Annotated in this window: 17 protein-coding genes; 5 read left to right on the top strand and 12 right to left on the bottom strand. The window is 55.4% G+C overall.

What is annotated here, in order from left to right; all coding sequences use genetic code 11:
- Positions 1 to 24 precede the first annotated feature (24 nt).
- The 6 genes from ugpB to IAE30_RS19140 form a co-directional block, all read right to left on the bottom strand.
- The gene (gene ugpB, locus IAE30_RS19165) at positions 25 to 1,341 is read right to left on the bottom strand and encodes a sn-glycerol-3-phosphate ABC transporter substrate-binding protein UgpB (RefSeq protein WP_200680733.1); all 1,317 of its coding nucleotides are present in this window, start codon (positions 1,339 to 1,341) and stop codon (positions 25 to 27) included.
- Between the two features lie 517 nt (positions 1,342 to 1,858).
- Positions 1,859 to 2,572 (bottom strand): high-affinity branched-chain amino acid ABC transporter ATP-binding protein LivF, encoded by a 714-nt coding sequence (livF, locus tag IAE30_RS19160; RefSeq protein WP_038643683.1) that lies wholly within the window; start codon positions 2,570 to 2,572, stop codon positions 1,859 to 1,861.
- Position 2,573: 1 nt separating this feature from the next.
- Positions 2,574 to 3,341: a high-affinity branched-chain amino acid ABC transporter ATP-binding protein LivG gene (gene livG / locus IAE30_RS19155; RefSeq protein ID WP_038643684.1), complete on the bottom strand. Its 768-nt coding sequence runs from the start codon at positions 3,339 to 3,341 to the stop codon at positions 2,574 to 2,576.
- Positions 3,338 to 4,609 (bottom strand): high-affinity branched-chain amino acid ABC transporter permease LivM, encoded by a 1,272-nt coding sequence (locus IAE30_RS19150; RefSeq protein ID WP_038643685.1) that lies wholly within the window; start codon positions 4,607 to 4,609, stop codon positions 3,338 to 3,340. Before IAE30_RS19150 ends, livG begins: the two co-directional genes overlap by 4 nt.
- On the bottom strand, positions 4,606 to 5,532 hold the full coding sequence (gene livH, locus IAE30_RS19145) for a high-affinity branched-chain amino acid ABC transporter permease LivH (RefSeq protein ID WP_034827036.1): 927 nt from the start codon (positions 5,530 to 5,532) through the stop codon (positions 4,606 to 4,608). The genes IAE30_RS19150 and livH overlap by 4 nt, the downstream gene beginning before the upstream one ends.
- 157 nt (positions 5,533 to 5,689) lie before the next feature.
- Complete coding sequence (locus IAE30_RS19140) at positions 5,690 to 6,817, bottom strand: branched-chain amino acid ABC transporter substrate-binding protein (protein ID WP_045815772.1); 1,128 nt, start codon at positions 6,815 to 6,817, stop codon at positions 5,690 to 5,692.
- Positions 6,818 to 7,221: 404 nt separating this feature from the next.
- Between IAE30_RS19140 and panM the strand changes: the two genes are divergently transcribed.
- Positions 7,222 to 7,608, top strand: coding sequence for an aspartate 1-decarboxylase autocleavage activator PanM (panM, locus tag IAE30_RS19135; protein ID WP_200537995.1), 387 nt, complete (start codon positions 7,222 to 7,224; stop codon positions 7,606 to 7,608).
- 147 nt (positions 7,609 to 7,755) lie between these two features.
- Here the strand turns inward: panM and rpoH are convergent, their stop codons facing one another.
- The 4 genes from rpoH to ftsY all read right to left on the bottom strand — a co-directional run bounded on the left by rpoH (position 7,756) and on the right by ftsY (position 12,170).
- Entirely contained in the window at positions 7,756 to 8,613 is an 858-nt protein-coding gene (gene rpoH, locus IAE30_RS19130) for an RNA polymerase sigma factor RpoH (protein ID WP_034827057.1), read from the bottom strand.
- A gap of 239 nt (positions 8,614 to 8,852) precedes the next feature.
- Positions 8,853 to 9,839, bottom strand: coding sequence for a permease-like cell division protein FtsX (gene ftsX / locus IAE30_RS19125; protein ID WP_038643690.1), 987 nt, complete (start codon positions 9,837 to 9,839; stop codon positions 8,853 to 8,855).
- Complete coding sequence (gene ftsE, locus IAE30_RS19120; RefSeq protein ID WP_038643692.1) at positions 9,829 to 10,497, bottom strand: cell division ATP-binding protein FtsE; 669 nt, start codon at positions 10,495 to 10,497, stop codon at positions 9,829 to 9,831. The genes ftsX and ftsE overlap by 11 nt, the downstream gene beginning before the upstream one ends.
- A gap of 5 nt (positions 10,498 to 10,502) precedes the next feature.
- Positions 10,503 to 12,170 carry a signal recognition particle-docking protein FtsY gene (gene ftsY, locus IAE30_RS19115; protein ID WP_200680732.1) on the bottom strand — a complete coding sequence of 556 codons (1,668 nt, stop codon included), beginning with the start codon at positions 12,168 to 12,170 and terminating at the stop codon, positions 10,503 to 10,505.
- A 230-nt stretch (positions 12,171 to 12,400) separates the two neighbouring features.
- On the opposite strand from ftsY, the gene rsmD reads away from it, so the two are divergent.
- Together rsmD and IAE30_RS19105 are read left to right on the top strand one after the other, a co-directional pair.
- The gene (gene rsmD, locus IAE30_RS19110) at positions 12,401 to 13,000 is read left to right on the top strand and encodes a 16S rRNA (guanine(966)-N(2))-methyltransferase (RefSeq protein WP_034827065.1); all 600 of its coding nucleotides are present in this window, start codon (positions 12,401 to 12,403) and stop codon (positions 12,998 to 13,000) included.
- Positions 12,990 to 13,259, top strand: a complete 270-nt coding sequence (locus IAE30_RS19105; protein WP_034827067.1) for a DUF1145 family protein — start codon at positions 12,990 to 12,992, stop codon at positions 13,257 to 13,259. Before rsmD ends, IAE30_RS19105 begins: the two co-directional genes overlap by 11 nt.
- A gap of 27 nt (positions 13,260 to 13,286) precedes the next feature.
- Here the strand turns inward: IAE30_RS19105 and IAE30_RS19100 are convergent, their stop codons facing one another.
- On the bottom strand, positions 13,287 to 13,643 hold the full coding sequence (locus tag IAE30_RS19100) for a DUF2500 domain-containing protein (protein WP_045815768.1): 357 nt from the start codon (positions 13,641 to 13,643) through the stop codon (positions 13,287 to 13,289).
- Between the two features lie 162 nt (positions 13,644 to 13,805).
- Between IAE30_RS19100 and IAE30_RS19095 the strand changes: the two genes are divergently transcribed.
- Both IAE30_RS19095 and IAE30_RS19090 read left to right on the top strand, forming a co-directional pair.
- Positions 13,806 to 14,435: a lysoplasmalogenase gene (locus IAE30_RS19095; RefSeq protein ID WP_038643698.1), complete on the top strand. Its 630-nt coding sequence runs from the start codon at positions 13,806 to 13,808 to the stop codon at positions 14,433 to 14,435.
- A gap of 92 nt (positions 14,436 to 14,527) precedes the next feature.
- Positions 14,528 to 16,804 carry a zinc/cadmium/mercury/lead-transporting ATPase gene (locus tag IAE30_RS19090; protein WP_200680730.1) on the top strand — a complete coding sequence of 759 codons (2,277 nt, stop codon included), beginning with the start codon at positions 14,528 to 14,530 and terminating at the stop codon, positions 16,802 to 16,804.
- On the opposite strand, the gene tusA is transcribed toward IAE30_RS19090, so the two are convergent.
- The gene (gene tusA, locus IAE30_RS19085; RefSeq protein WP_034827082.1) at positions 16,801 to 17,049 is read right to left on the bottom strand and encodes a sulfurtransferase TusA; all 249 of its coding nucleotides are present in this window, start codon (positions 17,047 to 17,049) and stop codon (positions 16,801 to 16,803) included. The two genes, IAE30_RS19090 and tusA, sit on opposite strands and share 4 nt — an antisense overlap.
- Positions 17,050 to 17,100: the final 51 nt, after the last annotated feature.

Below are 17,100 nucleotides of genomic sequence, written 5' to 3'. Positions count from 1 at the left end.
TGCGCCAGCCCCGAGACAACGGAATTACTTCACTTGCTGTTCAAAACGACGCAGCAGTTCGTTTCCGCGCTTCACAGCGTTATCCAGTGCAGCCTGTGGAGCCTGTTTGCCCGTCCACACGCCTTCCAGCTCTTCGTCCACGATGGTACGAATCTGCGGCATGTTGCCCAGACGCATGCCTTTGGTGAATGGCAGAGGATCTTTGTTCAGCATCTGACGCGTGGCAATGTCTGCGCCTGGGTTCTTGTCATAGAAGCCCTGCTGCTTGGTCAGCTCATACGCCGCGGTGGTGATGGGCAGGTAACCGGTCTTCTGGTGCCATTCCGCTGCGATTTCTGGCTGTGCCAGGAACTTCATGAACTCCGCCACGCCTTTATAGGTGTCAGCATCTTTGCCTTTCATCACCCACAGACTTGCGCCGCCAATGATGGCGTTCTGCGGTGCGTTTGGCACCGTTGAGTCGTATGGCATCATGCCGACGCCGAAGTTGAATTTAGCGTAATGCTTGATATCCGCCAGAGAACCGGAAGAAGCCGTGGTGATGCCACAATCGCCGTTGTAGAACTTTGCGGTTGATTCATCTTTACGACCGAAGTAGGTGAAATCGCCCTTTTTGTTCATGTCTTCCAGCATCTGGATGTGGCGCACCTGAACGGGCTTGTTGAATTCCAATACCGCGTCGGTACCGTCAAAGCCGTTGTTTTTGGTGGCAACCGGCAGTGCATGCCAGGCGCTGAAGTTTTCGATTTGAATCCAACCCTGCCAGCCGCTGGCGTAACCACAGGTCATGCCCGCTTTACGCAGTGCGTCGGCGTCTTTCGCCAGCTCCTGCCAGGTTTTAGGTGGCTGATCTGGGTTCAGACCGGCTTTATTGAATGCATCTTTGTTGTAGTACAGCACAGGTGTAGAGCTGTTGAAGGGCTGAGAAATCAGCTGGCCCTTGCTGTCGCTGTAGTAACCTGCAACCGCTGGCACGAACTGTTTCGGGTCCATCTGCACGCCAGCGTCTTTGAACACGTCATGCACTGGCACGATAGCTTTCGAGGCCATCATGGTCGCCGTACCCACTTCGTAAACCTGCAGAATCGCCGGTGCTTTACCGGTACGTACAGCAGCAATACCCGCTGCCAGGCTCTGCTCATAGTTACCTTTGTAAGTCGGTACGATTTTGTATTCTGGGTGAGCCTGGTTAAAACGTTGTGCCAGAGAATCGACTTCTTTGCCTAACTCGCCTTCCATTGAGTGCCAGAAAGGAATGTCAGTGGCAGCCAGCGCATTACCGCTGAGCGCCAGACCAAGCAAAACACTCATCAGGCGGGGACGAAGCGTAAAAGCGGACATAAGTTTTTTCCTGTGCTGTTAGGTACGCGCGATATCACGCATTTTTTTGTTCGCGAAGTAACATGACACGGGGAAATGACGGATTAATAACAGGTTTATGACGGGAATGTGACGGGGATTGCGCGTATTAGAAACTTTAAAGTGGCACGAGTTATCTCAAACTCGTGCCGATTGTTCAGGCCGTTGGTGCTGCTGTCTGACCGCAGCATCTATCAGACCGTCGGCGGCGCAGTCAGATTGCGGGCGAACAGCGCACAGCCACCGGAACGTAAACGGAGTACGTGAGGATGGCGAGTACTGCCCAACCGCAAGCTGGCAAGTTAGCCAGGTCAGGCGCAGAGGCAGCGCACAGCCACCGGAACGTAAACGGAGTACGTGAGGATGGCGAGCACTGCCCAACCGCAAGCTGGCAAGTTAGCCAGGTCAGACGCCGAGACAGCGCGCAGCCACCGGAGCGTACTCTTAGTACGTGAGGATGGCGAGCACTGCCCAACCGCAATCTGGCAAGTTAGCCAGATCAGGCACCGAGGTAAGCGCTGCGGACTGCTTCGTTGGATAACAGCGCTTCACCACTGTCTTCCAGCACCACATGTCCATTCTCCAGCACGTAGCCGCGATCGGCCAGCTTCAGCGCCTGGTTGGCGTTTTGCTCCACCAGGAAGATGGTCATACCCTCTTTACGCAGCTGTTCAATCGTATCGAAAATCTGCTGAATAATAATCGGCGCTAAACCTAAAGAAGGCTCGTCGAGCAACAGCAAACGCGGCTGGCTCATTAGCGCACGACCGATCGCCAGCATCTGCTGTTCACCACCGGACATGGTGCCCGCGCGCTGCACTTTACGTTCAGCCAGACGCGGGAACAGCTGATAAACCCGCTCAATGCGCTCCTGATACTGCTGGCGCGTGGCAAAGAAACCGCCCATCGCCAGGTTCTCTTCCACCGTCATGCGGGAAAACACGCGGCGGCCTTCCGGCACAATCGCAATCGCTTCACGCATGATTTTGGCGGTTTGCCAGTCGGTTATCTCTTTGCCATCGAACACGATTGTGCCACTGGTGGCACGCGGTTCTCCGCACAGGGTGCCGAGCAGCGTGGTTTTACCCGCGCCGTTAGCACCAATCAACGTGACGATTTCGCCCTGGCTGATATGCAGATTAATGTTGTGCAGTGCCTGAATCGGGCCGTAATGGGCACTCACCCCTTGCAACGTTAAAATTGGGTTTGCCATCTTACGCCTCACCTAAATAAGCTCGGATCACATCCGGATTGTTACGCACTTCTTCCGGCGTACCGTTAGCCAGCGGTGTACCCTGGTTCACCACATAAATGCGGTCAGAAATGCCCATCACCAACTTCATATCGTGTTCGATCAACAGTACCGAGACCTTATGCTCACCGCGCAGTTCGGCAATCAGCTCGTCCAGTTCGTGGGTTTCGCGCGGGTTAAGTCCTGCGGCAGGCTCATCCAGCATCAGGATTTCCGGACGCGTCACCATGCAGCGTGCAATCTCCAGACGGCGCTGCTGACCATAAGCCAGATTACCCGCCTGGCGGTTGGCCAGCTCCAGCAAGCCGATGCGCTCCAGCCAGGTAGCCGCACGATCCAATGCTTCACTCTCCCCGCGACGAAACGCCGGGGTTTTGAACAAGCCGGAGAACACACCGCTTTTCAGGTGCTGATGCTGCGCCACCAGCAGGTTCTCAATCACTGTCATCTCACGGAACAGACGCACGTGCTGGAAAGTACGCACGATACCCATGCGCGCAATTTTCTGGCCCGGCTGCCCCTGCAACTCTTGATCGCGCAGTTTGATGGTACCGCCGGTCGGCTTGTAAAAACCGGTCAGGCAGTTGAACACCGTGGTTTTACCGGCACCGTTTGGCCCGATCAGTGACACGATTTCCTGGGGATGCAGTTCCAGCGCCACATTGTTGACGGCCAACAGCCCGCCAAAGCGCATCATCAAGCCTTCAACGGCTAACAAAGGCTGACTCATGCCTGCTCTCCTTGTTTACTGCTTTTCAACTTCAGGTGTGGACGCTTCATCGGCAGCAGCCCTTGCGGACGCCAGATCATCATCAGCACCATCAAACCACCGAGCACCAGCATGCTGTACTCGTTCAAATCACGCATCAATTCGCGCGACACCACCAACAGTATCGCCGCGAGGATCACCGCGAACTGCGATCCCATGCCGCCCAGCACCACAATCGCCAGCACAAAGGCAGACTCGACAAAGGTGAAGGATTCCGGGCTGACAAAGCCCTGACGTGCAGCGAACAACGTGCCGGCAAAACCCGCAAACACGGCGCTGATCGTGAAGGCGGTCAGCTTAATACGCGTTGGGCTCAAGCCCAGCGAGCGGCAGGCGATCTCGTCTTCACGCAGCGCTTCCCACGCACGGCCCAATGGCATGCGCAGCAAGCGGTTGATAACGAACAGCGTCAGCACCACCAGCAGCAGCGCCACCAGATAGAGGAAAATCACACGATGATTCGGATCGTATTGTAGCCCCGTCAGCTCATGGAAAGTGGTCCAGCCGCCTTCACTGACACGACGTCCAAACTCAATGCCAAACAGGCTCGGTTTAGGAATCTGCGCGATACCGTTTGGACCGCCGGTAATAGAGGTGCTGTTCAGCAGCAGAATACGCACGATCTCACCGAAGCCGAGCGTCACAATCGCCAGATAGTCACCGCGCAGGCGCAGTACCGGGAAGCCGAGCATCAGGCCAAACGCACCCGCGACAATCCCCGCCAGCGGCAGGCTTTCCCAGAAACCAAAACCGTAATAGTGATTGAGCAACGCAAAGGTGTAAGCGCCGATGGCATAGAAACCACCGTAGCCCAGCACCAGCAAACCAGACAGGCCGACCACCACGTTGAGGCCGAGACCGAGCATCACGTAGATCAGCGTTAATGTGGCGATATCGACACTGCCGCGCGACACCAGAAACGGCCACAGCACCGCAGCAACAATCAACAGCGCCATCACCAGCTTTTGCTTTGGCGTCGAACCATCGAAGCCAGGCAGCACGAAGCCTTTACCGCTGCGTTTGAACTTGCCATGGAACAGCGGACGCAGCAGCTGGAAGACAAAAACCACCGCACAGCCGATGAAAATCCAGTTCCAGCGCGCCGCGCCAGCGTTAGCCACCACCAGTTTGGTGCCATCAAGATCGAGACGGACGCCCATAAAGAAAGTGGCGAGAATCAGTAACATCACCGTTGAAATCACGGCGTTGACCAGACCGAGGCGTTTCATACTTTCTCTACCTCCGGACGGCCCAGAATGCCGGTCGGCATCACCAGCAGCACCACAATCAGCAGCGCGAAAGACACCACATCTTTGTATTCGGTCGACAGATACGCCGAGGTCAGCGCTTCAGCAATACCGAGCACCAGACCACCAATCATCGCGCCCGGAATACTGCCGATGCCGCCTAATACCGCAGCGGTAAACGCCTTCATCCCAGCCATGAAGCCGATAAACGGGTTGATCGAGCCGTAAAACTGACCCAGCAGCACGCCCGCCACCGCCGCCATCGCGGCACCAATAATGAAGGTCAGTGAAATCACGCGGTCAGTGTTAATCCCCAGCAGACTGGCCATTTTCAGGTCTTCCGCACAGGCGCGGCAGGCGCGGCCCATACGTGAATAACGAATAAACAGCGTCAGGGCGAGCATCGAGAGGAAGGTCACCACCCAAATCACCAGCTGCATGGTGGAGAGCGTGGCAGCGAAACCGTTGCTCTCGCCCAGCGTCCACTGGCCGGTAATCAGGCTTGGCAACGCCAGATCACGCGAACCTTGCGTCAGACTGACGTAGTTCTGCAGGAAGATCGACATCCCGATGGCCGAGATCAGCGCGATTAAGCGCTTAGAGGAGCGCACGGGTTTATACGCCACGCGCTCAATGCTCCAGCCGTAGGCGCTGGAGATGATCACCGCCATCACGAACCCGGCGGCAATCATCAGCCACGTGGTATCGATACCCATCATCATCAGGGCGGCAATCACAATAAAGGAGACATAACTGCCGATCATATACACCTCGCCATGGGCGAAGTTGATCATGCCGATGATGCCGTAAACCATGGTGTAACCAATGGCGATCAGCGCGTAAGTGCTCCCGAGGGTGACCCCGTTGAACATCTGCTGAATGAAATAGAGAAACTGCTCGGACATAGTGAGGACCTGCATGTGGACTAAAAATCCCCTCTCCCTTTTGGCAGAGGGTTAGGGTGAGGGAACAGGCGCGCGGGATCTCATCAAGACGGTACGCGCTGTCCCTCCCCCAGCCCTCTCCGGCAAAAGAGAGGGCCAATCAATTTAAGGTTGGGAATTACTTAACAGCGGTAGAGGAACCGTCTTTGTGCCATTTGAAGACACCAAATTCGAAGCCCTTCAGGTCGCCTTTCTGATCCCAGTTCAGGTTGCCCATCACCGTTGGAACCGCTGCGCCCTCTTTCAGGTTTTTAGCAATGGCATCTGGCTCAGCGCTCTTGCTACGTTCGATACCGGCCACCAGCGACTGAATGGCCGCATAGGTGGTCCAGACGAACGGACCGGTTGGATCTTTACGGTTAGACGCGGTATTGGCTTTGATGGCTTCAACAATCGCCTTGTTCTCTGGCAACTGGTCATAACGTTTCGGCAAGGTGACATACAGGCCTTCAGATGCATCACCGGCGATGTTAGACAGTGAGGCGTTGCCCACACCTTCTGGACCCATGAAGCCAGCAGTCAGACCGGCTGCTTTTGCCTGACGCAGAATCTGGCCCAGCTCTGGGTAGTAGCCACCGTAGTAAACGAAATCGACGTTTTCTTTCTTCAAACGCGCAATCAGCGTAGAGAAATCTTTATCGCCCGCGGTGATACCTTCGAACAGCACTACGTTGCCGCCTTTGGCTTTCAGGGTTTTCTGCACCGATTCGGCCAGTCCCTGACCGTACTGCTGCTTGTCATGCACCACAGCGATACGTTTTGGTTTGATCTCATTGAGAATGTAAGTTGCAGCGGTTGGGCCCTGATCGGAATCCAGACCGGTAGTACGCAGCACATCCGCATAGCCACGCGCGGTCAGCTCTGGTGCGGTTGCCGCTGGGGTGATCATCAGAATGCCTTCATCGTTATAGATGTCGGAAGCAGGCTGAGTAGAAGAGGAGCACAGGTGGCCGATCACATACTTGATGCCGTCGTTAACCACTTTGTTGGCCACTGCAACCGCTTGTTTCGGGTCACAGGCGTCGTCATATTCCACGCCAACCAGTTTGTCACCGTTCACGCCACCTTTGGCGTTGATGTCCTTAATGGCTTGCGCTGCACCGGTAAACTGCATATCACCGTATTGCGCAACCGGACCGGTTGCTGCGCCAACGATGGCAATCTTGATATCTTTCGCCAGTGCCGCGTGGCTCAGCGCCAGCGCAACGCAACCCGCCAGTAATGCGCGTCCTTTACTCATTTTCATGCGAACTTCCCCATCTGTTGTGTCGTGTGTCGTTGTGTTTGGTTTATTTTCTGCCAGTCAAAGAGGAAAACTGATTCAAGAATAATGAGTTAGCGCTCTTTTCTGGCATTTATTGGTAATAAGGCTTTATTTTTCAGGTTATTAAACAGGAACTTTCTTCTGTAAATCAACTGACATATTCAGTATTAGTCGCGTTGCACAGCAGAATCATCTGGTTTTTATGGCCGGTTTTTAGCCAAAATGCCAGCGTGTTATGCTGGCTTTTTCAGCTAACATTGATGACTTCCTCCACAATCCTGGCAAACTGGCTGGCATTTGACCTATTTTCATAGAAAAAAAGTGACAGCACGCTGACTGTCTAAATTCGCTACACTATGGCCTTTCTGGCAGTACAGGTAAGGGTAATGAAGCTCACTATTCAGCGAATCACCGCACTCACGCCGCAGGATCGGTTGGATTTAGCTAAAGTCTGGCCGCAGATCGATATTTCGCAACTTGAAGCTGTATTAAGCGAGACGCAACGCTTGTATGCGGCAAGGTTTAACAATCGTCTGTTGGGTGGGTTACAGCTGGAAATTCGTGGCACGCAGGGGAAGATTTCGCACCTCACCGTACGCGAAGTGACGCGGCGGCGCGGCGTCGGGCAATATCTGCTGGAAGAGACCATGGCGCAGAACAGCGCACTGTCGGATTGGTGGATAGCCGATGACGGCGAAGCCGATCAGAATATCCGCGCGGCGTTTATGCAGTCCTGTGGTTTTCGCGCGCAGGCCGATGGCTGGGTGCGCTAATTATTCCGGACACGTAGCGGCGCGATTAATCGCGCAGACCTGAAGCGGCATCTTGGCTGGCAGATGCGCAATAAATTGCGGCGCTACAGATCTCGGGCAATAAAAAGGGCGACTATAAAAGTCGCCCCGTTTTGACCTGATGCTTTATCAGGCTTCAATCGCCATACGCAGTTTCTTCATGGCGTTCTTTTCCAGCTGACGCACACGCTCTGCAGAGACGCCATATTTGTCGGCCAGTTCCTGCAACGTGGTTTTGTTCTCATCATCCAGCCAACGGGCGCGGATGATGTGCTGGCTGCGCTCATCGAGGCTCAGCATGGCATCGCTCAGCTTGTCAGCAGCGTGCGCATCCCAGTTATCCTCTTCAATGCCGTCGGCAAAGTCTGAGGTTTTATCCTGCAGATAGAGTACCGGTGCCATCGGCTTACCTTCACCAGCTTCGTCATCCGAAGACATGTCGAAAGTCATATCCTGCGCGGCCATACGAGATTCCATCTCGAGGACATCTTTACTGCTCACGCCTAACTCGCGCGCAACCATCTCCACTTCGTCCTGGTTGAACCAACCAAGACGCTGTTTGCTTTTACGCAGATTAAAGAACAGCTTGCGCTGAGCTTTCGTGGTCGCGACTTTCACGATACGCCAGTTACGCAGCACGTATTCGTGAATTTCCGCTTTAATCCAGTGCACGGCAAATGACACCAGACGCACGCCAACTTCAGGGTTGAAGCGACGTACCGCCTTCATCAGGCCGATGTTACCTTCCTGAATCAGGTCCGCCTGTGGCAGGCCGTAACCGGAGTAGTTACGAGCAATATGAACAACAAAGCGCAGGTGAGACAGGATCAGCGTCTTCGCTGCATCCAGATCGCCCTGGTAATGCAGTTTCTCCGCTAATGCCTTCTCCTCTTCTGCCGTCAATACCGGCCAGTTGTTGGCAGCCCGGACATAAGATTCCAGGTTACCCAGAGGCGCAATCGCTAAAGTTTGCATTTCTTTGGTCATTCAAACCCTCACAAATTCAATGGACTTGCTGCACGGTGTTTTGCGCAGACGTAACATTATGTCAACGTCGCGAAAAAACCAAAAGCAATCTGTGCTACTTGGACGATAAAGTTATCCACAAGTTCAATTATAGCAGTGAATATTTTACACACAGATGACGGCGGGGGAAATAGGAAAAATCCTCTGCTCCCAGATCGTCGGCAGCAGAGGAAGATTATATCAAAAAACGTTGCTGTTGGTTACTGCGGCGTAAATCGGCGTAAATGTTGTACAGTCGCTAACCACGCGGCAATCCAGCCAATAATGGCGGCGATGAGCAGCAGAAGCAGCCCTTCATCCCAGGAAAAACCTTCCAGAACAAAGGTGGTACCAAACACCGTCGCCACCTGCGCCACCACCGATTGTAGGCGCAATACCAGCACCTCGGAAAGTAGCAGTGAAAGTACTGCGCCACTGAAACCTAACAGTGCGCCACCATACAGGAACGGACGCAGGATAAAGCCATCGGTGGCACCAATCAGCTTTTGCACATTGATGGTATCACGACGGGCAAAGATGCTCAGGCGTACGCTATTGCCGATCACCAGGAACACCGCCACCACCATCAGAAGACCAATCATCGAAGCGATTTGCCCCACCAGCCCGGTCAACGCGGCTAATCGGGCAAACCAGCTGTCATCCATGCGCACTTCATCCACGCCCTGCACTTTCGACACGCGATCGCGCAGGTTAGCCATGGTGTCCGAATTCTGGAAATTGAGTTTCGGCGTGATGATAGCCACGGCGGGCAACGGGTTTTGCTCCAGCATATCCATTGAACCGCCAAAACCAGACCAGTTGCGGAACTCATTCAGCGCTTCTTCACGGGTCAGATAGTTAACGTTATCCACGCCATCTAACTTTTTCAGCTCAGCAGCGACATTCTCAGCAGCCGTATCATCCAGCGCTTTATCCAGATATACCGTCAACTGCGGTGCAGGATACCACTGCGTCGCCGCCTGGCTGACGTTTTTCCACACCATATAGCAGACGCTGGGCAGCGTCAGCGAGATGGCAATCACCATCACGGTCAGCAGCGTAGCCAGCGGCTGACGCCACATATCCGACAGCGTGCCGCGCAGCGCATAGCGCCACTGCTCCTGCCAGCCGCCTTTCAACGCCTTACTTTTTGAAGGCTGTTTCGTCGCCTTTGGCGCCGCCGGGCGCTTATTGCGTTTATTGACCATCATGGCCTCCGTGCAGGCGTCCCTGATTCAGCGTCATCAAGCGGTAATCGCGGCGGGCAATCAAACCGGTGTCGTGCGTCGCCATCAAGACGGTCACACCGACGCGGTTGAACTCTTCAAACAGACGTAGAATGTCTTCTGACAGGGCATCATCCAGGTTACCGGTGGGTTCGTCCGCCAGCAGCACCGCAGGTTTGTTCACCACCGCGCGGGCAATGCCCACACGTTGCTGTTCACCACCAGAAAGCTGGATCGGATAACTCTTCGCTTTGTCGAGCAAGCCGACTTTGTCCAACGCTGCCGATACACGGCGACGAATATCTTCACCGCTGGCGCCGGAAATAATCAGCGGAATCGCCACGTTGTCATAGACCGAACGATCCATCAGCAAGTGGTGATCCTGGAAAATCATCCCGATCTGACGTCGCAGGAAAGGCACTTCGCTGCGACGCAGGCGTGAAATATCGTGGCCGCTAAACCAGATTTGCCCGGCGCTCGGGCGCTCAATGCCACAAATCAGCTTCAGCAAGGTACTTTTCCCTGCGCCGGAGTGGCCGGTCAGGAATGCCATTTCGCCGGGGCGCAGATGGAAATCCACTCCCTGCAGCGCCTGACGTCCTCCCAGGTATGCTTTACTGACCTCTTCAAAGCGAATCATCCCAATCATTCCTCTCGGGCAAACAGTGCCTCAATAAAGTCTGCGGCCTTAAACGGCCGTAAATCCTCGATGCCTTCCCCGACACCGATATAGCGAATCGGAATGCCAAACTGATCGGCAACCGAGAAGATCACACCACCTTTGGCGGTGCCGTCGAGCTTGGTCAGCGTGATGCCTGTCAGTCCCACCGCTTCATGGAACAGTTTGGCCTGGCTAACGGCGTTTTGCCCGGTGCTGGCATCGAGGGTCAACATCACCTCATGCGGTGCATCCTCATCCAACTTTTTCATCACGCGGGTGATTTTTTTCAGCTCTTCCATCAGATGCGCTTTGTTCTGCAGGCGACCAGCGGTATCTGCAATCAATACATCGACGTTGCGCGACTTCGCGGCCTGGATGGCGTCGAAGATAACGGAAGCCGAGTCAGCACCCGTATGCTGAGCCACCACCGGAATGTTGTTACGCTGACCCCAGACCTGAAGCTGCTCCACGGCTGCTGCACGGAAGGTATCACCCGCCGCCAACATCACTGATTTGCCCTGCGCCTGATATTGACGCGCCAGCTTACCGATAGTGGTGGTTTTACCCACGCCGTTGACGCCCACCATCAGGATAACAAACGGCGTCTTGCCGCCCACATCCAGTGGCTGATCAACCTTTTCCAGAATGCCGGCCATTTCACTTTTCAGCAGGCCGTAAAGTGCTTCAGCATCACGCAACTGCTTACGGTTAGCCTGCTGCGTCAGATTGGTGATGATGCGGCGCGTGGTCTCCACACCCACATCAGCAATCAGCAGCTGCTCTTCCAGCTCTTCAAACAGGTCATCATCGATCTTTTTGCCGCGGAACAGGCTAACAAAACCAGAACCAAGGTTTTCTCGGGTTTTGACCAGACTGCGCTTGAGGCGAGCAAAGAAGCCCTCTTTGGTCGGACGATCCTGCTCCTGCGTGACCAGCGGCGCAGCGGCCAGCGGTAAATCGCTGACGGTATCCTGCGCTTCGGCTTCAGCGTCTTCTGCATAGGTTTCGGCCAACGCCAATGCTTCAAGTTCTTCGTCGCTCAACGCGTCATCTTCAGATTCAACGGCTGCGTCTTCGACCTCTGGCTCATGCTGAACAATCACGGGTTCAACAGACGCAGCTTCAATCTCTGGCTCAACGACCGCTTCTTCGATCTCTGGCTCGTGCTGCGCAATCACTGGCTCAACGACCGCTTCTTCGATCTCTGGCTCATGCTGCGCAATCACTGGCTCAACGACTACTTCTTCGATCTCTGGCTCATGCTGCGCAATCACTGGCTCAACGACCGCTTCTTCGATCTCTGGCTCGTGCTGCGCAGCAGGCGCGGCAATATTCAGTTCTTCTGCCTGAGGCTCCTCTTCGCCAGGCGCCACATCCGAATGGACTTCCTCTTCCGGCAGCACTTCCTCTTCAATTGCCGTGATCGGCTCGGACACCACCGCTTCCGGCTGTGCCCGTTGTTCTTCGGCTACGTGCTCAGTGACGGCAACCGTCTCTTCCGCCTGCGCTTCGGCGCTTACTAACGCGCTCTCTTCAGCGATCGGCTGTTGCGCCGCTTCGGCCGGTTGCTGCTCTTCCGCAGGCTGCTGCTTCTCTTCTTCTTTGCCAAAGCCTAGCCAGGAAAAAAAGCGACGTTTTTTCTCTTTTGCCATTGTGTAACCACACTCCTCGATGGCTTATTCCCGGTAGCACGCTGTTCCCAGGGGATAAAAAATTCAATTTTTTGTTCGCGAGCGGCGTAAAAATCAGGCAATTACGCGCGCCATATCAACTCAGTAGTCTAACACTTTCCAGCCAGCGCACCACAGCACCCTTTTTTACGTTTCTTCTGCCTGCCACGCCCGTTAAACTACGCAACAAATTATGACGAGTTGTGAGCAAAATGAGTAAATCCCCCCGCAGCAGCGGCGCTGCTGGCCAGATTCGTATCATTGGCGGACAGTGGCGCGGTCGCAAATTACCGGTGCCGGATAGCGCGGGTCTGCGCCCGACCACCGATCGCGTGCGTGAAACCCTGTTTAACTGGTTAGCGCCGGATATTCAGGAAGCGCGTTGTCTTGATTGCTTCGCCGGTAGCGGTGCGCTCGGGCTGGAAGCACTGTCACGCTATGCGGCGTCTGCTACGCTGCTTGAGATGGAACGTTCCGTCGCCCAACAGCTGTCGCAGAATCTGCAAACCCTGCGTGCGACGCAAGGCAAAGTCGTGCAGACCAATACTCTTCAGTGGTTGAGCCAACCCGGAGAGCCGTTCGATGTGGTGTTTGTTGATCCACCATTCCGCAAAGGGTTACTGCTGGAGACGCTGACGCTGTTGGAAAACAACGGCTGGCTGGCGGAGAACGCGCTGATTTACGTCGAAAGTGAAGTGGAGCACGGCACGCCAGTGGCTCCCGCTAACTGGGACTTGTACCGCGAAAAAATTGCCGGTCAGGTGGCTTATCGCCTTTATCAACGCCAACAGGAGACGCACGATGTGGCTTAATCTGGGACGATTACTGATGATTTGCGTCTGGGCATTTCTGCTGCTCAATCTGGTGCATCCTTTCCCGACGCCGCTGCGCTACTTTGTGCATGTGGCACTGTTCTTCATGGTGATCATGCACGGCTTGCAGCTGGTTCTGCTGCGCGCTACCCAGCCGAAAGAGGCGCCAAAACTCAGTGGCGTCACGCAGGCGAAGATTTTCTTTTTTGGTGTGTTTGAACTGCTGGCGTGGCAGAAGAAGCATTACCCGAAGATGTAACGATACGGGCCGCAGCAGCGGCCCGTTTTATTGCGCAGGCGTGAAACTGACAAAGCGGCTGCCCTGCATTTTCAACTCTCCCTTCGCGCCTTTATCAATATGATGATAGTCATTAGCGCTCACCACCACCTTGATATCACTCGCCCCATTGAGTGGATGAAACCAGGCTTCGTACTTCATATCTTCAGCCACAATCTCTTCACGCTGGCGCGTACGGCGATTGGGCGAAGGGAACTCACGTTTGGTTTTCACTTCAACGCTCAGTGAGCGAATCGGTGAAGCATCATTTACCGCGGTTTCACGGCGTTGCTTAATAAACTGACGGGTCGCCAATACGGCAATAATCGCCAGAACGATGAAAAAGATTAGCGGTGGTTTGCTCATGTTTTCTCTCGCACTTTGCGTTAGTGTCGGAACAGTTAAAGACGACAAAGCATACAACCAGAGTTGACCGATTGTCACATTCGTCGCCGGTAACTTACACTGAGATCGCGATTTTGGGAAAATTCATGACTCTGAACAGCACGTTCAGAAAAGGGAGAAAACATGCTTTGGTCTTTCCTTGCCGTACTTTTTTCCGGTTGGCTGTACGTTGATGCTTCATACCGCGGCCCGCAGTGGCAACGCTGGCTGTTCAAACCCGTAACCTTGCTGTTGCTGGTCGCCTGGGCATGGCAAGCCCCCACACTGAATACCACCGACTATCTGATTCTGGCGGGCCTGGTTGCCACTCTGGTCGGTGATGCACTGACGTTACTGCCTCGCCAGCAAATGCTCTATGCACTGGGCGCATTCTTCCTGTCACATCTGCTCTACACCATCAGCTTTGCTGCCCACATGACCATGAGTTTCTTCTGGCCGATTCCGGTCACGCTGCTGGTGATTGGGGTGGTGGTGATTGGCATTATCTGGTCGAAGCTGGAGGATTTGCGCTGGCCGATCTGTACCCTCATTGGGATGACGCTGGTGATGAACTGGATGGCGGCAGAGAATTACTTCTTCCGCCCGACGGATTACAGCTTCTCACTATTGGTTGGTGCCGGATTGCTGCTGTTAGGCAACATTGTCTGGTTTATCACCCATTATCGCCGCCGTTTCAGTGCCGATAGCGCTATTGTTGCCGCTTGCTACTTCGCCGGCCACTTTATGATTGTGCGTTCACTGTGGCTGTATTGAAGAAAAGATGACCTTTCGCTTGACTCTGGAGTTGACTCCAGAGTGTAGCATTCGGGATGCGGGCAGTGGCCCGCATTGATCCCGGAGGCTCTATGCACGCCCATTCTCATTCATGCCGTTGTGGAAAATCCCACAGCAAAACCCAGCCGCTGTGCGCCATTCGCAGCGTTTCACCCACGACGCTGAAAATCTCAGCCGCCCTTCCCGCCACACCAGAAAGTGGTTGCGGTTGCTGCGACAACGAGAGCGGCAGTCCCGGTGGCGAAAGCGACGCCGAAAGCGACAGGCCCACGCTCAGCGCCCATCAATTCCGCTGGCAGATTGCTGGAATGGACTGCCCCAGCTGCGCGCGAAAAATTGAAAGTGCCGTGCAACAGCTGGCACAAGTACGCACTGCTCGCGTGATTTTTGCCAGTGAAAAACTGCTAGTGGATGCCGACCAGGATATCCGCCCGGCCATCGAACAAGCGGTAAAAAATGTCGGCTTCACCCTGACCGCAAACGATCCGCAATCTCAGCCCGCACCGCAACGCCGCTGGCAGGAAAATGCCGGTTTGCTGTTACTGGCGCTGCTGATGCTTGCCAGTTGGCTGCTGAGCCAGGTTTCTTCGGTATGGGGCGATCGCCTGTTTGTGATGACCACGCTGATCGGCCTGGCTCCGATTGCATTCAGCGCGTGGAAACTGCTGCGAGGCGGTTCACCCTTCAGTATCGAAACCCTGATGACCCTTGCTGCCACTGGTGCGTTGGTGATTGGCGCACATGCCGAAGCCGCCATGGTGCTGCTGCTGTTCCAGCTGGGCGAACGGCTGGAGTCATTTGCAGCTTCTCGCGCACGTCGCGGTGTGACGGCGTTAATGGCACTGCGCCCCGATACCGCTACGCGTTTGACAGGCACGCAGCGCGAGCAGGTGGCGCTGGCTGACTTACATCCTGGCGATACGATTGAAGTCGCGGCTGGCGGTCGTTTGCCGGCCGATGGCGAGCTGCTGAACCAGGGCGCCAGTTTTGATGAAAGTGCGCTGACGGGCGAATCCGTGCCGGTTGCGCGTCAGCCGGGCGAAACGGTGATGGCTGGCGCCACTAGCGTCGATCGTCTGGTCACGCTGAAGGTGATCTCCCAACCTGGCCAGAGCGCGATTGACCGCATCCTGCAGCTTATCGAAGAAGCTGAAAGCCACCGTGCGCCGGTTGAGCGCTTTATTGATCGCTTCAGCCGCATTTATACGCCTGCCATTATGCTGCTGGCGCTGTTAGTGATGGTGCTGCCGCCACTGTTAGCGGGGGCCGCGTGGTTGCCGTGGATTTACAAGGGCCTGACGCTGCTGTTGATTGGCTGCCCTTGTGCGCTGGTGATTTCAACACCCGCAGCGATCACCTCTGGCTTAGCGGCGGCCGCGCGTCAGGGCGCCCTGATCAAAGGCGGGGCTGCGATGGAACGTCTTAGCCGTATCCAGACCATGGCATTCGATAAAACCGGCACTCTCACCCTCGGTAAGCCGCAGGTGACCGAAGTCGATTCCTTCAGTGCGATGGATGAAAACGAGATGTTGCGGACGGCAGCGGCCGTGGAGCAAGGTTCCAGCCATCCATTGGCGATCGCCATCGTGCGCGAGGCAGAAAAACGCCAGCTCAAGCTACCGCGCGCCCGGCAGCAGCAAACGCTGGCTGGCAGCGGCATCCGTGCGCAGATTGATGACGTAACGTTTCAGTTACTGGCACCGCGCGATATCTCCACGCTCACCGTCGACCAGCAGCAGGCGATCGCGCAACGAGAAGCGCAAGGTAAAACCGTTGTGGTGCTGTTGCAGGATGAGACGGTGCTCGGCACCCTGGCGTTGCAGGATCAGCTACGCGAGGAAGCCGTCACGGCGCTGGCACAGTTGCACGCGCTGGGCATTAATAGCCTGATGCTGACTGGCGATAACCCCCGTGCGGCAGCGGCGATGGCGGCGCAACTCAACATCGATTATCGCGCCGGCTTGTTGCCTGCCGATAAAGTGGAGATGGTGCGCAAACTGGAGCAGCAGCAGCCGCTGGCTATGGTGGGCGATGGTATTAACGACGCTCCGGCGATGAAAGCCGCCACCCTCGGCATTGCCATGGGCAGCGGCACCGATGTCGCGCTTGAAGCCGCCGACGCCGCGCTGACGCAAAACCGCCTGGCGATTCTGCCGCGTATCGTGGCGCTGGCCCGTCGCACGCGTGCCATTATCCGTCAAAACATCGCGATAGCGCTGGGGCTGAAAGGCATTTTCCTGATCACCACACTGCTCGGTTTCACCGGTTTGTGGCTGGCGGTGCTGGCCGATTCAGGTGCGACAGCGCTGGTCACAGCCAACGCGTTGCGATTACTGCGACAGCGTTAAGCCGTGCCTTTCTGAATCAAATACTGGTACGGCAACGTTTCCGTCTGCTGTGCCAGCAACTGATGTTCCATAAAGCGGCAAAAACCGGGAATATCACGTGTGGTGGCCGGATCGTCGGCAATGATCAGTAAGGTTTCGCCCGCCTGCATGGTGCGCACTGTTTTACGCACCATCATCACCGGCTCCGGGCAGCGCAGGCCAAGTGCATCAAGCTTGTGGTCCGGCGCAGAAAAAGGATCGCTCATGATTCTCTGTCTTCATTCAAGATGGGCGCTCATTCTAGCGCGCTAAATGCA

This window comes from Pantoea sp. S61 (assembly GCF_016625145.1).
GTDB classification, from domain to species: Bacteria; Pseudomonadota; Gammaproteobacteria; order Enterobacterales; family Enterobacteriaceae; genus Pantoea; species Pantoea rwandensis_B.
This window is presented reverse-complemented; position numbering and strand designations above follow the sequence as displayed.